Annotated in this window: 12 protein-coding genes and 1 pseudogene; 10 read left to right on the top strand and 3 right to left on the bottom strand. The window is 63.7% G+C overall.

Features of this window, described 5'->3' with window-relative positions; all coding sequences use genetic code 11:
* Positions 1-1,228: 1,228 nt before the first annotated feature.
* Positions 1,229-2,263, bottom strand: coding sequence for a DMT family transporter (locus IEY33_RS11630; protein WP_188963447.1), 1,035 nt, complete (start codon positions 2,261-2,263; stop codon positions 1,229-1,231).
* A 78-nt stretch (positions 2,264-2,341) separates the two neighbouring features.
* The gene (locus tag IEY33_RS11625; protein WP_188963446.1) at positions 2,342-3,019 is read right to left on the bottom strand and encodes a hypothetical protein; all 678 of its coding nucleotides are present in this window, start codon (positions 3,017-3,019) and stop codon (positions 2,342-2,344) included.
* A 439-nt stretch (positions 3,020-3,458) separates the two neighbouring features.
* On the opposite strand from IEY33_RS11625, the gene IEY33_RS11620 reads away from it, so the two are divergent.
* From IEY33_RS11620 to IEY33_RS11610, 3 genes are all read left to right on the top strand, one after another.
* Positions 3,459-6,068, top strand: a complete 2,610-nt coding sequence (locus IEY33_RS11620) for a BTAD domain-containing putative transcriptional regulator (RefSeq protein ID WP_188963445.1) — start codon at positions 3,459-3,461, stop codon at positions 6,066-6,068.
* Positions 6,069-6,120: 52 nt separating this feature from the next.
* Positions 6,121-7,539 (top strand): hypothetical protein, encoded by a 1,419-nt coding sequence (locus tag IEY33_RS11615; protein WP_188963444.1) that lies wholly within the window; start codon positions 6,121-6,123, stop codon positions 7,537-7,539.
* A gap of 75 nt (positions 7,540-7,614) precedes the next feature.
* A complete protein-coding gene (locus IEY33_RS11610; protein ID WP_188963443.1) occupies positions 7,615-8,151 on the top strand; it encodes a hypothetical protein in 537 nt (178 codons plus the stop codon).
* A gap of 48 nt (positions 8,152-8,199) precedes the next feature.
* Here the strand turns inward: IEY33_RS11610 and IEY33_RS11605 are convergent, their stop codons facing one another.
* Positions 8,200-9,624, bottom strand: a complete 1,425-nt coding sequence (locus tag IEY33_RS11605) for a caspase family protein (protein ID WP_188963442.1) — start codon at positions 9,622-9,624, stop codon at positions 8,200-8,202.
* Between the two features lie 592 nt (positions 9,625-10,216).
* On the opposite strand from IEY33_RS11605, the gene IEY33_RS11600 reads away from it, so the two are divergent.
* The 7 genes and pseudogenes from IEY33_RS11600 to IEY33_RS19315 all read left to right on the top strand — a co-directional run.
* The gene (locus IEY33_RS11600; RefSeq protein WP_188963441.1) at positions 10,217-10,732 is read left to right on the top strand and encodes a hypothetical protein; all 516 of its coding nucleotides are present in this window, start codon (positions 10,217-10,219) and stop codon (positions 10,730-10,732) included.
* A 127-nt stretch (positions 10,733-10,859) separates the two neighbouring features.
* Complete coding sequence (locus IEY33_RS11595) at positions 10,860-11,111, top strand: type II toxin-antitoxin system Phd/YefM family antitoxin (protein ID WP_188963440.1); 252 nt, start codon at positions 10,860-10,862, stop codon at positions 11,109-11,111.
* Positions 11,111-11,509 carry a PIN domain-containing protein gene (locus tag IEY33_RS11590; protein WP_188963439.1) on the top strand — a complete coding sequence of 133 codons (399 nt, stop codon included), beginning with the start codon at positions 11,111-11,113 and terminating at the stop codon, positions 11,507-11,509. The genes IEY33_RS11595 and IEY33_RS11590 overlap by 1 nt, the downstream gene beginning before the upstream one ends.
* A gap of 46 nt (positions 11,510-11,555) precedes the next feature.
* Positions 11,556-11,957: a hypothetical protein gene (locus IEY33_RS11585; RefSeq protein WP_188963438.1), complete on the top strand. Its 402-nt coding sequence runs from the start codon at positions 11,556-11,558 to the stop codon at positions 11,955-11,957.
* Positions 11,958-12,116: 159 nt separating this feature from the next.
* Entirely contained in the window at positions 12,117-12,575 is a 459-nt protein-coding gene (locus IEY33_RS11580; protein WP_188963437.1) for an SUKH-4 family immunity protein, read from the top strand.
* Between the two features lie 449 nt (positions 12,576-13,024).
* Positions 13,025-14,017 (top strand): tyrosine-type recombinase/integrase, encoded by a 993-nt coding sequence (locus IEY33_RS11575; protein ID WP_188963436.1) that lies wholly within the window; start codon positions 13,025-13,027, stop codon positions 14,015-14,017.
* Positions 14,018-14,526: 509 nt separating this feature from the next.
* Positions 14,527-14,965 (top strand): annotated as a pseudogene (locus tag IEY33_RS19315) (transposase family protein); the annotation flags it as partial.

Below are 14,965 nucleotides of genomic sequence, written 5' to 3'. Positions count from 1 at the left end.
ACGGGTGGTGGCATGCCACCAGCAGGCCGGGACATGGTACGGCTGCCGGGGCAGCACCCGCCGGTGCCGTTCAACCCGGATGGGACCAACGCCCTCGCCGGTGTCGGTCAGCTCAGACCATGGGGGCGCAGGATCAAGCGGACGGTGCAGGTGTGCGGCGCGGCCGGCGCGCCTGCTCCGCCCCTCCAGCACGAGGAAAGCAGGCTGTGGGTGAAATTCGCCTTCCCGACCTCGCCTGACCTGGGGGGTGACTTGAGGGGTACCCCCGAAGTCGCCCCGGAAGTCGCGCTTCTCCGGGTGATGACCGGTGAACTCAGCACGCTGAACATCAGACCCTCTCGAACTTGAAGGACGCCAAGCATTTCCGCCAGAAGCGCAGCGCACCCAGGTCATCCACGACCGGTATAATTTGAAACATTTGCTGGTTTTCTTAACGAGGTAGGTAAAAAATGAAAGATGACGGAATTATAGTCCCACAAACATCCTCTAACTTTGATGTGTACTTAAACGGTGTTTCTTTACGCGACGAAGGTATAGCGTTTGTAATGACGAAATCGTATGGCCTAGAAAAAATCGTAAGATGCGAATTATTTTTCTTAGATATGGATTGCTTTTCGATAACAAAAGATCTATATCCGTCTCAATTCAACGAAGTCAGTTTGGTTGTAGTAGATTCGCTTGCGATAAGGTTGAATCGAATTTTCCTAAATAAACTAATAATACACATTTATGATCCCCAACCAAGAATAGTTATCAGGTTGTCGTTTATATTCGATGAATCTCAACGCGACCGTGCCAGTATAATCAAACACTTTAAAGATCGCTCTGACTATTTCTGGGGTCTGTATACATACATGATTGACCGAGGCTACGAAACACCTTGCGTTGATGAAGTAAACGATTTTGTCGTCTTTTTAAACGAAAAGAACGATAGATCTTTTTACAATTTGGCTACTGAATATATAAGACAGATAACAGAATACGATCAAACGTGGCAACCAGAGGAAAATGGACAATTCGCATAACTGACATCTTCGTATGATCTGTGATGAGCGGTCGGCTGAAAGGTCAAGAACCCGGCCTGACGCGCTCATCACAGACGACGAGACAGACAGCACCATCTCCTCGAGGTCTGGTCTCCCTGGTCCTCGACCTTACCCTGGCAGCCTTCAATGCACTTTCCCTCAGACGTTGGCCGAGATCACCGGGATGACTTCACCTGAAAGGCTCAATCCCGATTCGTTCCCGTACCTGTGGTCGTCCCCGCACGGCGGTCGCCCGGCCACTCGCTGCACACGAGGCCACACAGCACGCACAGCGCACCCATGACCTGGAGGGCACCGAACCGTTCACCCATCAGGCCGGCCCCGACCAGCACGGCCACCACCGGCTCCAGCGCGTAGATGACCGCCACCCGACTGGCACACACCTGTCCCTGAGCCCAGGTCTGTGCCAGCAGGGCCAGAACCGTCGCGAACACCGCCAGGAGCACCACGCCGCCCAGCAGGCCCAGGGCGACCGGCGCGCCGAGACGCGGCAGGGCCAGTACGGTCCATCCGCCGGTCCAGGTCACGGCCAGGCCACTCAGCAGGGCCACGGTGCCGAGTTGCGCGCCCACCAGCACGCCCGGAGGGACCGGATTCCGGTGCGGGCGGCGCATCACCCGGCCGGTCAGCACGACCTGGGCCGTCGTGCACGCCGCGCAGGCCAGGCACAGCCACACTCCGGCGGCGCTGCGCGTGTCGCCGGCAGAGGCTCCAGAGGGAACGGTGACCAGCAACAGCCCCAGCGCCGTAACGAGCACCGCCACCAGCGTGGCTGGAGGTGGGGCCCGCCGGTCGCAGAGCGGCTCGGCGACGCCGATCAGGACCACGCTCAGGCTGACCAGGAACGCCGCGCGGCCCGGCGGGGTCAGGGCCAGGCCGGCGGCGAGGGTGCTGAATTCCAGGTACTGGACCACGCCGAGCGCCGCGCCGGTCAGCAGTACGCTGAGGCTGGGCCGGGCCCGCACGACGCCCGGGAACAGCAGCAGGAAGGCCAGACCGAACCGCAAGCACAGCAGCAGCTGGGGAGACACGTGGCGGACCAGCCGCCCGGTGACCGGGTACGTCAACCCCCAGACGACCGCCACCAGCACGAGTGCGGCCGGGGGCGTGACCAGACGCCGCGCGGACTGCCAGGGAGCCTTCAGCCACGCGGTCCACGTCTGGACGTTCAAACGATTCGCTCCTGGAACACGCGAAAGCGGTGATTTCAGGGTCACGGGTTCCCCGCAGCGCACGGTCCGGGTCTGACCGTGCGCCTGTGAATGCAGTCGTGATGTCCGTCCCGCTGCCTCACCTCAGTTCTCCTGGTCCGCTTCCCGCCGGTCGGCCTGCGGTTCGAGTGGCGCGCCGTGTTCTTCCCGCTGGGCGGCCACCCTGAGTTCGGTGGTCTTCTGCACGACCTTCTGCACCACCTGGCCGCCGAGATGCTGGGCGCGGTCCAGTGCAGGCTGCGCGGCGGTGACGAGCCTGCGCTGCTGCTCCGCGAGGAGCTGTCCGGCCGTCACGGCGTCCAGGGTGATGCGGTTGGCGTCAGGAACGAAGATGGTGCCGCAGCGCTGACACATGGCACTCTGCTCCCACACCTGGTACTGGTACGGGTGGACACGCCGGTTGTACGTCCAGGCGGCATACAGGGACAGGCCACCGACCAGCAGCAGCAGCACGCCGGGGACGGTGTGGCCGGGCAGCAGGAACAGTCCGACCACTGCCAGAACCAGGGAGAACGCCAGGGGTTTGCGCACTGGTGGCCCGGCCTTGGCAGAGGTGAGGGACTGGACGGTGCCGGTGGTCCTAGCGTTCCCGAAGGACGAGAACAGCAGCGACCACAACCCGATGAAGGGAAACAGCAGGATGGTCAGCGGGTTGCACCCGGCCCCCCGGGTCCGGGTATCCACCGCACTCAGGCCGGACTCGTGCACGACACTCAGGTACCTGGCGTCGTCGGCCCCGCATTTCGGGCAGCTGGCCGTCATGCCGCCGCTCCCGTGGGCGACTGCCGGTGCGCGTGAACCCATGGTCTGCTGGTCTCGTTCATAGAACCCCCTTGTCTCCGGGCGACTGGACCCGGGTGTCGAACTATCAGGAGCCTAGAAAGGGGGCGTGAAAAGCCCGTCAAAGTGCGTGTGCGGCAGCGTGCAGGCCCGTGGTGGACCGGCCGATGTCCCACGCGGGGCCGCTGACGGGTCGCTTTGACGCCGTTTTCACGCTCCTCCGGGACGATGCCCGCATGAACAGAACCGAGGATCGACCGCCCGGAAGAACCGAAACATGACCACACCAACCTTCCGGAACTGTGAGATGTTACTCATGAGACCCGTGCCGCCCATGCGAGACCAGACATCCAGACCCGCGGAGCCCGGATTTCCGGAACTCCGACCGGGAGAGGCCAGGCGCCTGACGCCCGGAGACCCGATGACCGCCACTCCACCTCCCGTTCCCGAACTGCTCGCCCGCTCCGCCGATGACGCCGCGCACCTGTACCTGCACCTCCTCGGCGAGGTCCGACTCGCCTGGGGCGGCGTGTCTCTCCCGCTGCCCGGCCCCAAACCCCTGGCGGTGCTGGCGTACCTGCACCTGAAGGGCCGGGCCAGCCGCGAGGAACTGGCCGAGATCTTCTGGCCGGACAAGCACAACGCTCTGCAGAACGTCCGGCAGGCCCTGATGACGCTGCGCCGCCTGAGCGGGGCTGGCGGGTGGCTCATGGAGGACCGCCAGGAACTCGTCCTGGCGGGGATCAGCGATGTCAGCGAACTGCGCCGCCTGCAGCAGGGCGATCCGCAGGCCGCGCTGGACTTCGCGCTGAGCAGCGACACGCTCCTCGGCCGACTCGCCACGATCTCCGCCCACTTCGACGCGTGGCTGGACGAGGAACGGGGCGTCCTGCGGGCCACGCAGCTGAAGGTGCTGCAGGCCTGCAGCCTGCAACTGCTCGACTCCGGCCAGTACGACCGCGCCCGGGACCTCCTGCACCAGGCGATGTTCATGGAAGGTGACAGCGAGGCCACCTACCGCACCCTGATGCTGCTCGAACACCGCGCCGGACGCACCGCGCAGGCCCTCCAGGTCTTCGAGGAGTGCCGCCGGATGCTGGAGAGTGAACTGAACCTCACTCCGGACACCGAGACGCTGAACCTCCTGCAGCAGATTGAAGACCGGCCGTCCGGCAGCAACCAGCGGGGAGAGCTGCTGAGCGGCGAGGTGCTGGCCCAGCCGGCCACGGAGCCCTGCTTCGGACGCCAGGATGAACTGACGCAGGCGCGCGCCCTGCTGCAGCACCACCGGAGGGTGCTCGTGCACGGACTCGCCGGTCTGGGCAAGACGCGCCTGGCCCGCGAACTCGCCGGGCAGGTCACACCAGCGGGCAGGCAGGTGGCGTGGCTGGACGTCGGCGGCGATTCGGGCGAAGTGATCCTGAACGGCCTGCGCGACCTCCTGCGCGCGAAGCGTGACACGGACCTGGAAGACGCGTTCTCGCAGGCCCGGGTGGGACTGCTCGTGCTGGACAACGCCGTGAACACCTACGCCGCCCAGCAGGTCCTGTCCCGGCTGCCGGAATCCGTCCCGGTGCTCCTGACGTCACGGCTGCGCCTCCCCAACCTGCCGAAAGTGGAACTCTCCCGGCTGCCGCGCTCGGCGGCCCTTGACCTGCTGCGCTTCCACCTGCCGGAGGGCGGCGAACCGGAAGCCGTGAACCAGGACGCCCTCTGCGCGCTCCTCGGGGACCATCCGTTCGCCGTGCGGCTCGCGGCCCGCACCCTCGGGCCCGCGTCCGGTGCGGAGGTGGTCCGCGCCCTGTACGACGCGCCTCACGACACCGTCCAGGTGCTGCTCGAGCAGAGTGTCGGTCAGCTGGACGCGCGGGCCTACGAGGCGTACCTCGGCCTGGGCAGCCTGTTCGTCCCGCAGGCCACACCCGAACTGCTGGCGAGCCTGCTGGCGCGTCCTGAGGAGGAGGTGACCGTGGCGCTGTTCCAGCTCGTGGAGCGCGGCCTGCTGACGCGGGCGAGCCGCGCAGGGTCAGACACCGTGAGCTTCCAGATGCACGACCTCACGTGGCACGCGGCCCGCGCCCACCGGGCGCACTTGCCGCATCACCTCGTGCACGCCGTCACGGGGTACACCGAAACCTTCGCGGAACGCCCCGACCTGCTGGCGACCGATCTCCCGCACCTGCTGGGCGCCGCGGCGATCGCCCCACCGCCCCTGCTGCGCCGGCTGCTACGCGCCTGGCTGGGCGGGCAGTACATCGCGGCGCGCGGCTTCCCCACGGCCCACCTGCACCTGCTGCAGAAGGGCATCGAACGCGCCGAGCAGGACGGGGACTTCGAGACCGCCAGCCTGCTCAACGGCAAGTACGCCGACATCTCGCAGGCGCTGCTGGGCGATCAGGTGACCGCCACCGAACGCCTCCTGCGCGCCGCCGGACAGGCCGGACAGGTGCAGGCCTGGGGCCGGCAGGCCACCTTCCTGGCCCTGGCCGGCCAGATGGAAGCCATGCGCCGCCTGCCCGAGGCGTTCACGCACCTCCAGGCCGCGCAGGACCTCGCCGACCGGTCCGGTCAGCCCGTCATTCAGGCGCGCGTACGGGCCCAGCAGGCCATGGCGCATGCCTCCCGCCAGGAATTCGTTCAGGCGCGCGCGCTGCTGGCCGAAGCCCGGGACCTGCTGCACCAGGTCCTCCAGACCGGACCGGGCGACCACGCCGTCTGGACCGCGTACCTGGGCGTCCTCGGGAACCTCGGCCAATCGGAGATGCGCCTGGGGAACCTCACCGGCGCCCTCGACCTGAAGCGCGAGGTGTGGCGCGTCGCCTCCGGGCGGGACGACCGCCTCTTCATGGCCCGCTCCGCGTTCGATCAGGGCGAACTGCTGCATCAGCTCGGCCAGCCGCAGGACGCCCTGACCCAGCTCCGGGCCGCCATCGAGATCAGCCAGACGCTGGGGGCCGGGAGCCTCGAGAGCATGGCCCGGAAGCTCCTTCAGGACATCGCCAGCGCCCAGCCTGACGAGGGAGGGTCCTGATGCCTCAGGGAGACGCCGGGAGACCCGCACCAGCACCGCAGGAGACGACCTCATGACCAGATCCTCCCTCACCACCCTTCGCCTCTCCGCCCTGGTCGCGCTCGCCCTGACCGCCGGCATCCAGAGCGCCGACGGCCGGGCCGCCGCACCCACCCTGCGCCTGCCCACCAACGTCCCCGTTCCGTCGGCGTCGAACGTGCGCACCAAATCCCTGCCGCTCAGCCAGGCCTTCTCCCGCACGCCCAGCACGCCCAACTGCCTGGCGAACGCCTTCGAGATGCCCGGCCAGGCCTGGCACACCGACCTGACGGGCGGCGGCATCAGCCTGGGCGCACAGACCCCCGGAGCCGGAACGCCGGACGCCCGCGCCCCCACCTTCGAGGCCCTGTACGGCTTCCCCGCCTCCTGGCTCGACGGCCGGGCAGCCGACAACGAACTGATGGTCGTCGACCACTTCGCCGCCTCGCCCCTCAAGATCCGCGTCGAGGGTGAGGAACAGACCCTGATGCTCAACCACGGCGCCCTCGTCGAGGCGCACCTCAGGAGCATCCTCGAGAGCGCCGGCTTCACCCTCCTGAGCCGGCACCCCCTGCGCTACGGGCGGGGCCGCCGGACGCTGACCCTCACGCGCCTGGACCTCGGAACGCAGGTGTACCACACCAAAGGACTCAATCCCGGCCCGGTGCCCTCGGCCGCCCTGGCGCTGGCGCTGAAGGAACGCTTCGCGTCGGACGGCAAGTCGCTGACACCCAGAGACCTCGTGGTGAACATGAGTTTCGCCATGATCCCCTGCCAGGCCATGAACATCTACCAGGACACCCGCCAGACCTGGGCCGCCGCCACGCCCCCCCGCCGGTACAACCTCAACACCTTCCTGCAGGACGTGGCCCGCGAGAGCAACCTGAGCGTCACCGAGGTGCAGCACGAACTGACCACCGTCTCCGACACCGAACCGCTCAGACGCGAGGTCGCCACCCTGTCCGCCGGTCGGCGGGCACGCGGCGCGAGTTTCGTGGCCGTCGCCTCCAGCGGCAACTTCGGCCTCGGGTACGCCACCGCCCCCGGCGCGTTCGGCGACGTGATCAGTGCCGGCCTGTATGGGTGGGACCGCCGACCGGCCACCGACGCGGACGGTCAGGTGTGGCCGGACGCCGCCGACGTGAACGTGGCCGGGGAGTGGTTCACCCTGTCGCCAGCGCAACTCCAGCGGTACTGCCGCGACGGCGGCACCTGCGTCACCGACGACGTCCTCACCGCGCCAGAGCGGTACGGCACGTTCAGCTACCGCGGAACGTCCTTCGCGGCCCCCACCCTGTCCCTGTTCCTGGCCCTCCAGCAGGGACCCGCCAACCCCTGCTTCACGAACAGCGGCACCGGGTATCGACCGGTCGGTAAGGCCACCGCCTCGCACTCCCAGCCGGCCTTCGACTTCAAGCAGGCGTGGACGACCTGTGAGGGAAAGCCGATGTAGACGTACTTTCACACCATTTTGACGCCCGCAGAAGACACTGGCGACGAAGTTCACTCAGAGCATCAAGGAGAACAGATGAAGAACCTGATGGCAGTGATGGGATTGATCTTGGCTTCCACCTCATTCGCCCAGACGTGGGATGCCAATGACGGGAAACTGACCCTCGTGGGATGCTACGGAAAGCAGGACGGCGTGTACTGCGATTTCAGTTTTACGTTAACCAAGAAGCAAACGTCTAGTCTGTATTGGCACAAAGGTGATTTCAAAGTATTTAAACAAGACGGAGCCTCTGACGCAGCGGATCACGTCACATTTATGGATGATAAGTACGACGTTTTTGGTGAATCGTCAATACAAGAGATAATCGCTAATGTCCCAGTCAAGGTGCAGGCATACTTCAATATTCCCAGTTCAACAGCCAGTTTCAGGGCCTTGGCTTTCGACAACGTCAAGTTCGATAATATTCCTGTGCGCGCCTATGGCGTTGCGTCCAAGGTCCCAACCCAGCTGCCGGCAGCCCCCGGTGTAACGGGCTTCGCCATCAGCCTCAGCAACTGCCAGCTTCAGGGACAGAATTATGTCTGCGTGGCTACTCTGACCCCCACCAAGTAGCCCCGGCAAAATTCAACTCGAGCGTGCAGGCGATCTTGCCTGCACGCTTCATTTGCTCGGCACGAAGATGAATTCCGAGGAGATGTTGGCATAACTGGTGGGAATCTGCTGATTGGCGGTCCGTCGGGCCACCTCCTGCCGGACGTTGCGGAACATGACCTCCAGCACCTGGCCCGGCACGGTCATCTGCTGGGCGAGCGCGGTGGCGTACGGGCCGTTCTGAACACCGTCCTGCGCGACCTGCCCGCTCGCTGCGGCGTAGGCAGTGAAGGTCTCGACCGTGCCGTCGCCGTTCCCGCCCGTCAGTCCGATGGTCTTCAGGCCGTCCCGTCCGTCCCCCAGGCCCTTCAGTCCCCTGGACTTGAACGGGTTGTCCCGGCAGGCGTCCAGGATGGTGATGTTCAGTGACCCTTCCGCCTGCGCGGGCATCCGGGCGTAGAAGGCCGCGATATCCACGCTCTGCGCGACGGCTTCCGTGGCGGTCAGGCCGCGCCTCATCTGGAAGTCGGCGGGAATGAGGTAGTTCGCCCCGCCGATCTCCACGCCGTGCCCGGAGTAGTACAGGAGACTGACGGTGTTTCCGTCCACGCCCGCCAGGAAACTGGAGATGTCGCGGTTCATCTGCACGAGGGTCAGGTTCGTCTTCACGGTGACGGTGAATCCGGCCTTGACCAGGCTGGCCTGGATGAGGCGGGCATCGTTGATGGGACCGCTGAGGTCGAGTGACGCGTCCTGATAATTCTGGTCGGCGATCAGCAGGGCGATCCGCTTCTTCTTGACGGTAGGTGCCGCTGAAGTGACCAGAGGGGATGCCGGGACCGACGGGTTGCGGGGCTGCAGCACCACGGGAGCAGGTGCCGTGGCCGGGCTGAGCCGCTGCAGCGCCTCGGCGGCGGCCTTCAGACCCCCCGCGGACGCGGCCCTGTACCAGCGCAGGGCCTGTTCCCTGTCCGCAGCCGTGCCCTCGCCCCGCTCGTACAGCTGCGCCAGCTGATACTGGGCGTCAGCGTCGTCATGGCCAGCGGCAAGACTGAACAGGCGGAAAGCCTCATGTGCGTCCCGCTCTACCCCTCGTCCGTCCAGGCGCAATTTCCCCAGCGTCACCTGCGCGGGCGCGTCCCCCAGATCGGCCGCCTGCTGCGTCCAGTACGCTGCCTGGTAATCATCCTGCGGCAACCCGTTGCCTGCGAGATACATCTCCCCCAGAGTGCGCTCGGCCGTCGCGTTGCCCTGCCTGGCGGCCTCTTGGAACCAGTAGGTGGCCAGCACCGTGTCTTTCTCTGTCCCCTGACCTTTCAGGTACATCATTCCCAGGAGCGTCTGCGCTTCCGGGTCGCCGTCATTGCCCAACACGGAGTCCTTCAGTTCAGCCAGCGCCTGCTCATACTGGCCCTTGTTGTAGAACTCCATGCCTTCCTGCTTTCCGGCCAACGCTGCACCCAACCCCAGCAGTACGCTGAGACCCAGCACCACGCCTCTGTTCACCACGTCCCCTGTGGGCAGGGCATACGGGTGGGCAAGGGCTGCCGCAGGACCGTTCCAGCGCCCTGGCAGGCCCTGAGACTGCACGACTGAAGCGCGTCAGAGAGGATCGACGGTGCCAGCATCAGCTCAAATCGTAGCAGCTTCCTCAACCGTCCCCGCACCACGAAAAATCTCCTGAAAAGCGAGCGGTGATCACCGCCCGGTTCGCTTGGCGGGATTTCGTGTGCAGGCTTCTGAGCCTCAGATACTGTCGCACCTGATCGAAGGGTCCCCGGACCAGCCTGACTTTGCAGTCTGGCCCTGAGGGATCAAAGGGGTCAGCAGGCTCAGTCGCTCAGGGGGGCGTGACAGGCAACGCTTCCCACGGCTCTGCTCAACACACAGAGATGTCAGTTGATGCCTTTTTCCGTTCCAACTCTTTTGGGACCCTATTTCATGCTCAGCAGCCTTCACAGGACGTGGTTTGCAACGTCGGACGAGCTACAGACAGAGAACGGGTTGCGGGGCACCTGCTGGGAAGCCGCACGCACCTGAAGACCGATCAGGATGTCCAACGGGTGCTGTACGTAGAATGGCCCCGATGCCCCGTCCCTGGCTCTACCCTTTTGAATTGCATACCCGCTCAGAAATTGTCGAACGATACGGCGCCCTTCCTGAAAAGGTGAAACTGGAGGAGGATGCTCCCGAGGGGTATGAGGCTTTGCTCGATGGCGTACTCACTCGCGTGAACATCGGTTCGTCCGGTCGGCCCGTCTGGGACAAGGACGAATCGTATTTGCTTTGGGGCACACCGAAACGCGACATGGGGGACAGCTTCAGCGTCTGGCTGGAAGATGGAAAGGTCGAAACGGTGCGCGGCATGTTCGACCTCACAGACCTCAACTTGGCATTCGTAGAACTCGTTCTGTCCCTCGGACAAAGTGCAGACCAGGTGCTGGTTTGTGCCCATTCTGATGAGGTCATCGAGCCGACGCCAGAAGCACTTGCAGAAAGCGTCCGGAGAAGCGTTTCCACATCTTGGCAAGGCGATGCGGCAGAGCGCATACAGCGGCTCGCTGTCGCAGTGCGGATCCGAAGCTCACCTCTTGAAGTTTGAGAGATCAGGGTCCCAGCATCACTCACTTCGGTCGCGACGAAGTTCAATGTGAATCCCGCTCCCAGTTCAGGGTGGGTTACCCTGTTATTCTTGTTCAGGCTAGGCCAGGCTTAGCCTGGGAGGAGCGATGCAGACGATCAACCTTTACGAAGCCAAAAACAGGTTCAGCAAACTGGTCGATGCTGCCCAGGAGGGCGAGGTCATCATCATCGCCCGGAACGGTAGGCCCACCGCGAAACTCGTGCCCCTGGACTACGGAGAGCAGTCGGGCTGGAGTGCGTCTGTCCTGGCTTTCATGCAGGAAGGCCAGGACGACGAGCAGGCGTTCGAAGTCGACCGCAGCGACGTGCTCCCGATGCCTGAGCACGACCTGTTCTGATGCGTTATCTGCTCGACACCAACACCGTCAGCGACTTCTTCAGGAAACACCCGGCCGTTCTGGCCCATCTTCGACAGGTGGCGCCGGGTGATCTGGCCATCAGCAGTGTCACCGTGATGGAAATCGAGTATGGAATGGAACGTCAGCCCAGCGCCCGCACGAAGTTCGGGCAGCTCTGGGAAGACTTTCAGAGCGATGTTCATGTGCTGACGTACAACACGCAGGACGCCGTGCACACGGGCCGGGTCCGTGCTCACCTGGCCCGCCTGGGCACGCCCATCGGTCCGTTTGATCTTCAGCTGGCGGGCACGGCACTGGCGCGGCGGCTGACCGTGGTCACGAACAACACCGACGAGTTTTCCCGCGTGCCTGAGCTGACGCTCGAGGATTGGCGGTGAATCCCATTTCAGCCAGTAATCAACGCGTGTCGATTAAATTGCACCCATGAGACGAGCCATCTTTACCATTCCTTTTCTCCTGGTCAACCTCTCCTTTGCCGGAGCCGATGCATCTTCAGCCATGTGGTCGCGTACTGGCCGCATGGTGGTCGTAACGACGGCGCAACAGGGCAAAATAATTACCATACGTTATACCCAAGCAGCTAAGGACACGAATCGCTTGGCGCTCTTGCGAAGTTGCGTGGAGCAGCGGCGTGGGCAGTACGAACAAGTCACCTGCGTGGTGTACGAAACCGCCGCGCAGCTCAATGCCGTAGGCAGCAATGGCAATCGGAATTGCTGGAGTGCAGCAGCGATTAGCCGCGGCAGATCGCCAATTGAGGTGCAACCGGACAATCCAGCGTTGACGCTCAGTCCCACCTGCGGAGGGACAATGCAGCTGCCTTGACACGGTTCTGGCAACTTATTGATCTCTGCGGAAATTGGTAGCACGGCAGAGTACCGGGGTTCTTGAGACCAGTCGGGATGGTTGCTGGCTTCCTGGGCACGCCCGAACGCTGAATGTCGCTGCGTTGCGCTACGAAGCAAGGCAGGGATCAGTAAAATTATGATTGATCAATCTATATTGAAGAATATGGGTGTTTCGGAACAAGTGCTTGTCTCACTTTCAAAATGTTCAGGAGAGATCGGGATTTACGTTCACCCGGAACATGACTTCACATTCAGCCCCGAAACGCGGGAAGGAAATTTTGTATTGGCGTGTAAGAATGACGATGTCGAATTATTGCTGGATAAATTATCGGGTGAAATATGGCTCAAAGATTACTCAGGAAGGCCATCTATTTTCATGAATTCAAGCTGGTGTCAGTTTGCAGCGTGTAGTGTCGCATACGCTGATATATGTGCGAGATTGAAGAAATACCCTTACGATGTTCCAGAAGAAGAATCTCAGATTCTCGCTTCAGATCTAAGAAATGCCATAGATTCAATCGATACAAAGGCTCTTAATGGAATAGAGGCGTATTGGATTTCAATTGTTGAAGAGATTGAGTTAGGAGCGGTATAACAGCATTTTTCCCCGTCCTTTCAGAGGGTCCGCCACACGGCGGATTCCTTGCTTTGGCAACGACGGAACACCTCCGGCAGCGGTCAGGCCAGCAAACCAATCATGACCTTCTGCTCCAGCTGGCGACTCTGGCCTCAGTCCGGACCGTGGCCGGATCGCCGACCTCACAGGAGGGCCAGGAAGGGGCCTCCAAAAATCTTCGAGGGTTCCTGTACCTGGGAAATCAGTTCACGAAGGCACATCGTTTGCCCCCAGACCAAGGTGCGCAGGAGACTGCCCATCCACGCGGTCAGGGGGCGTGCGTCCGGAACTCTACCGACCGCTTCTTTGAACGTTGAGGAGCAGACCACGTCTGGGGCTCTGTGCGTGAGCCCGGCTGCCCGGTTTCTCCCCTTCCATACGTGTATGCATAAGGCGAGTTATTGGTACACTCGGACCAGGAGGACCGCATGACCCTCGACGTCTACCGGGGCCAGGCGCACGACCGCGCCCGCACCTGGACCGCCCTCACCCCCGACGAACGCCGCCGCCGCGCCACCGAGGCCGCCGCCCTCAAGGACCCAGACACCCTCTGGTCCCTCACCGAGGCGCACCTCACCCTGCACGCCGCCAGCGGCGTCCTCACCAGCCGCCACACCCTCACGTCCTACCGCGCCGGCATCCGCGCGTTCCTCCATCACGCCACGCACCGCGCGTGGAGCATCCTGCGGCCCACCGCCGACGACGTGCAGGCCTGGATCGCGGAGATGCTCACCCAGGGCCGCGCCATCGCGACCGTCCGCGTCCGCGTCGCCGCCGCCGCCGCCCTGTACCGCGCCCTGCGCTGGGCCGGCGCGACCGCCGCGCACCCCTTCGAGGACGCGGTCGTCCCCAAGGACCGCCGCCACGGCCTCGAGAAGAACGCCCCGTACACGGCCGACCAGGTCGACCTCGCGGTCGCGGCCGCCAGCGCCCACCCGACGCGGGCGAGCGAACTGCGGGCCCTGCTGCTCGTGCTCGCCCACGCCGGCCTGCGCATCGACGAGGCACTCCACCTCCGCTGGGAGGACGTCCACCTCGACCCGGACTCGGCCCGCCTGACGGTGCAGAGCGGCAAGGGCCGCCGCAGCCGCTCGGTGCCCGCCAGTCCCCGCCTGCGCGCCGCCCTCAGCGCGTACCGCATCCTCCCCCGGACACGCGCGCACCGCGGGGACTTCATCTTCCCGTACCGCACCTGGCGCGGCGCCGCCCGCCACGTCCGCCCCCTCTTCGAACACGCCCAGGAGCCCGGCGGGTTCCGCGGCTTCCACGCCCTGCGCAAAGCGATGGGCTCCCGCCTCTACCAGCAGCTCGGCGACTTCGCCGCGGTCGCCGAGGTCCTCGGGCACGCGGACATCAACACCACCAGAGGCTACGTGCGGATCGGTGAGGAACGCGCCCGTCGCGCCATCGACAGCTGGTGAGGCACACGGCCGGGAAAGACCGACTGTATTGATACCGGTCAAAGTTCAGGCCGGCAAAAATCGGAATGACAAGGACGAAAGCCTGCCATCGATACGTTTCAATATTTAGTATGTCGACGATCGCTGCCAGATAAGGCGACCTCAATCTATGCAGGTATCAATGAGATGATGAATCAGTTGAGGAAGCTGTTCGAGTGGAAAGGCCTGCCAGGCGTCGTAAAAATCATCTGTAAGACATTCTCCCTGCACACCAAGGTAGGTTGCGGTGTCCTTCAGGAGGAGAAATTGCTCTGTAAAGGACATCTTTAGTTTTTTGCTGTCCTAGACGCATTTAAACGTCATCGGTGGCGTGTCCCTCGACAGGCACGCAAAAAGGCGGTGTCCTAGGAGTTGTGACCCTCCCCAGACCCGCCTCCCGACAGGCGAGCGAACTGACCGCTCAATTCAAAGCTCAGGTCCCTTCCCTCCGCATCGATCCTCTTCAACGGGTCGTCGATCTCGTCCTCGCGATGGTGACTGCACAGAGCGTCAATCACCGTGATCTCGGTCCTCACCTCCCAGGAACAAGTTCTCCCGAAGCCAAAAAACGCCGTGTAGAACGTACGATTCGTGATGAGCAACTCACGTCGCAGGTCTTCCTGGCCCTTCTCCTTCTGCAGCTTCCCCCAGGGAAGCTGCTCATGAGTCTTGATCGCACGACCTGGGAACACGGCGATTCCCCACTCAACCTTCTGGTCTTGGGTGCCGTCGTTCACGGCTACACCATTCCACTCGTATGGGTGGCGTTGGACCACACCGGGAATAGCGACACCAAAGCCCGGATGTGGGTGGTTCTCCGTCTCCTTTAAGCCCTGCCAGCACGCCGCTGGCAGGGCTTGGTCGCCGACCGGGAATTTATTGGGGCGGAGTGGTTCCGATTCCTTCGACGCCAGGGGATCCGGCGAGCCA

Source organism: Deinococcus aquiradiocola (assembly GCF_014646915.1).
Lineage (GTDB): Bacteria > Deinococcota > Deinococci > Deinococcales > Deinococcaceae > Deinococcus > Deinococcus aquiradiocola.
This window is presented reverse-complemented; position numbering and strand designations above follow the sequence as displayed.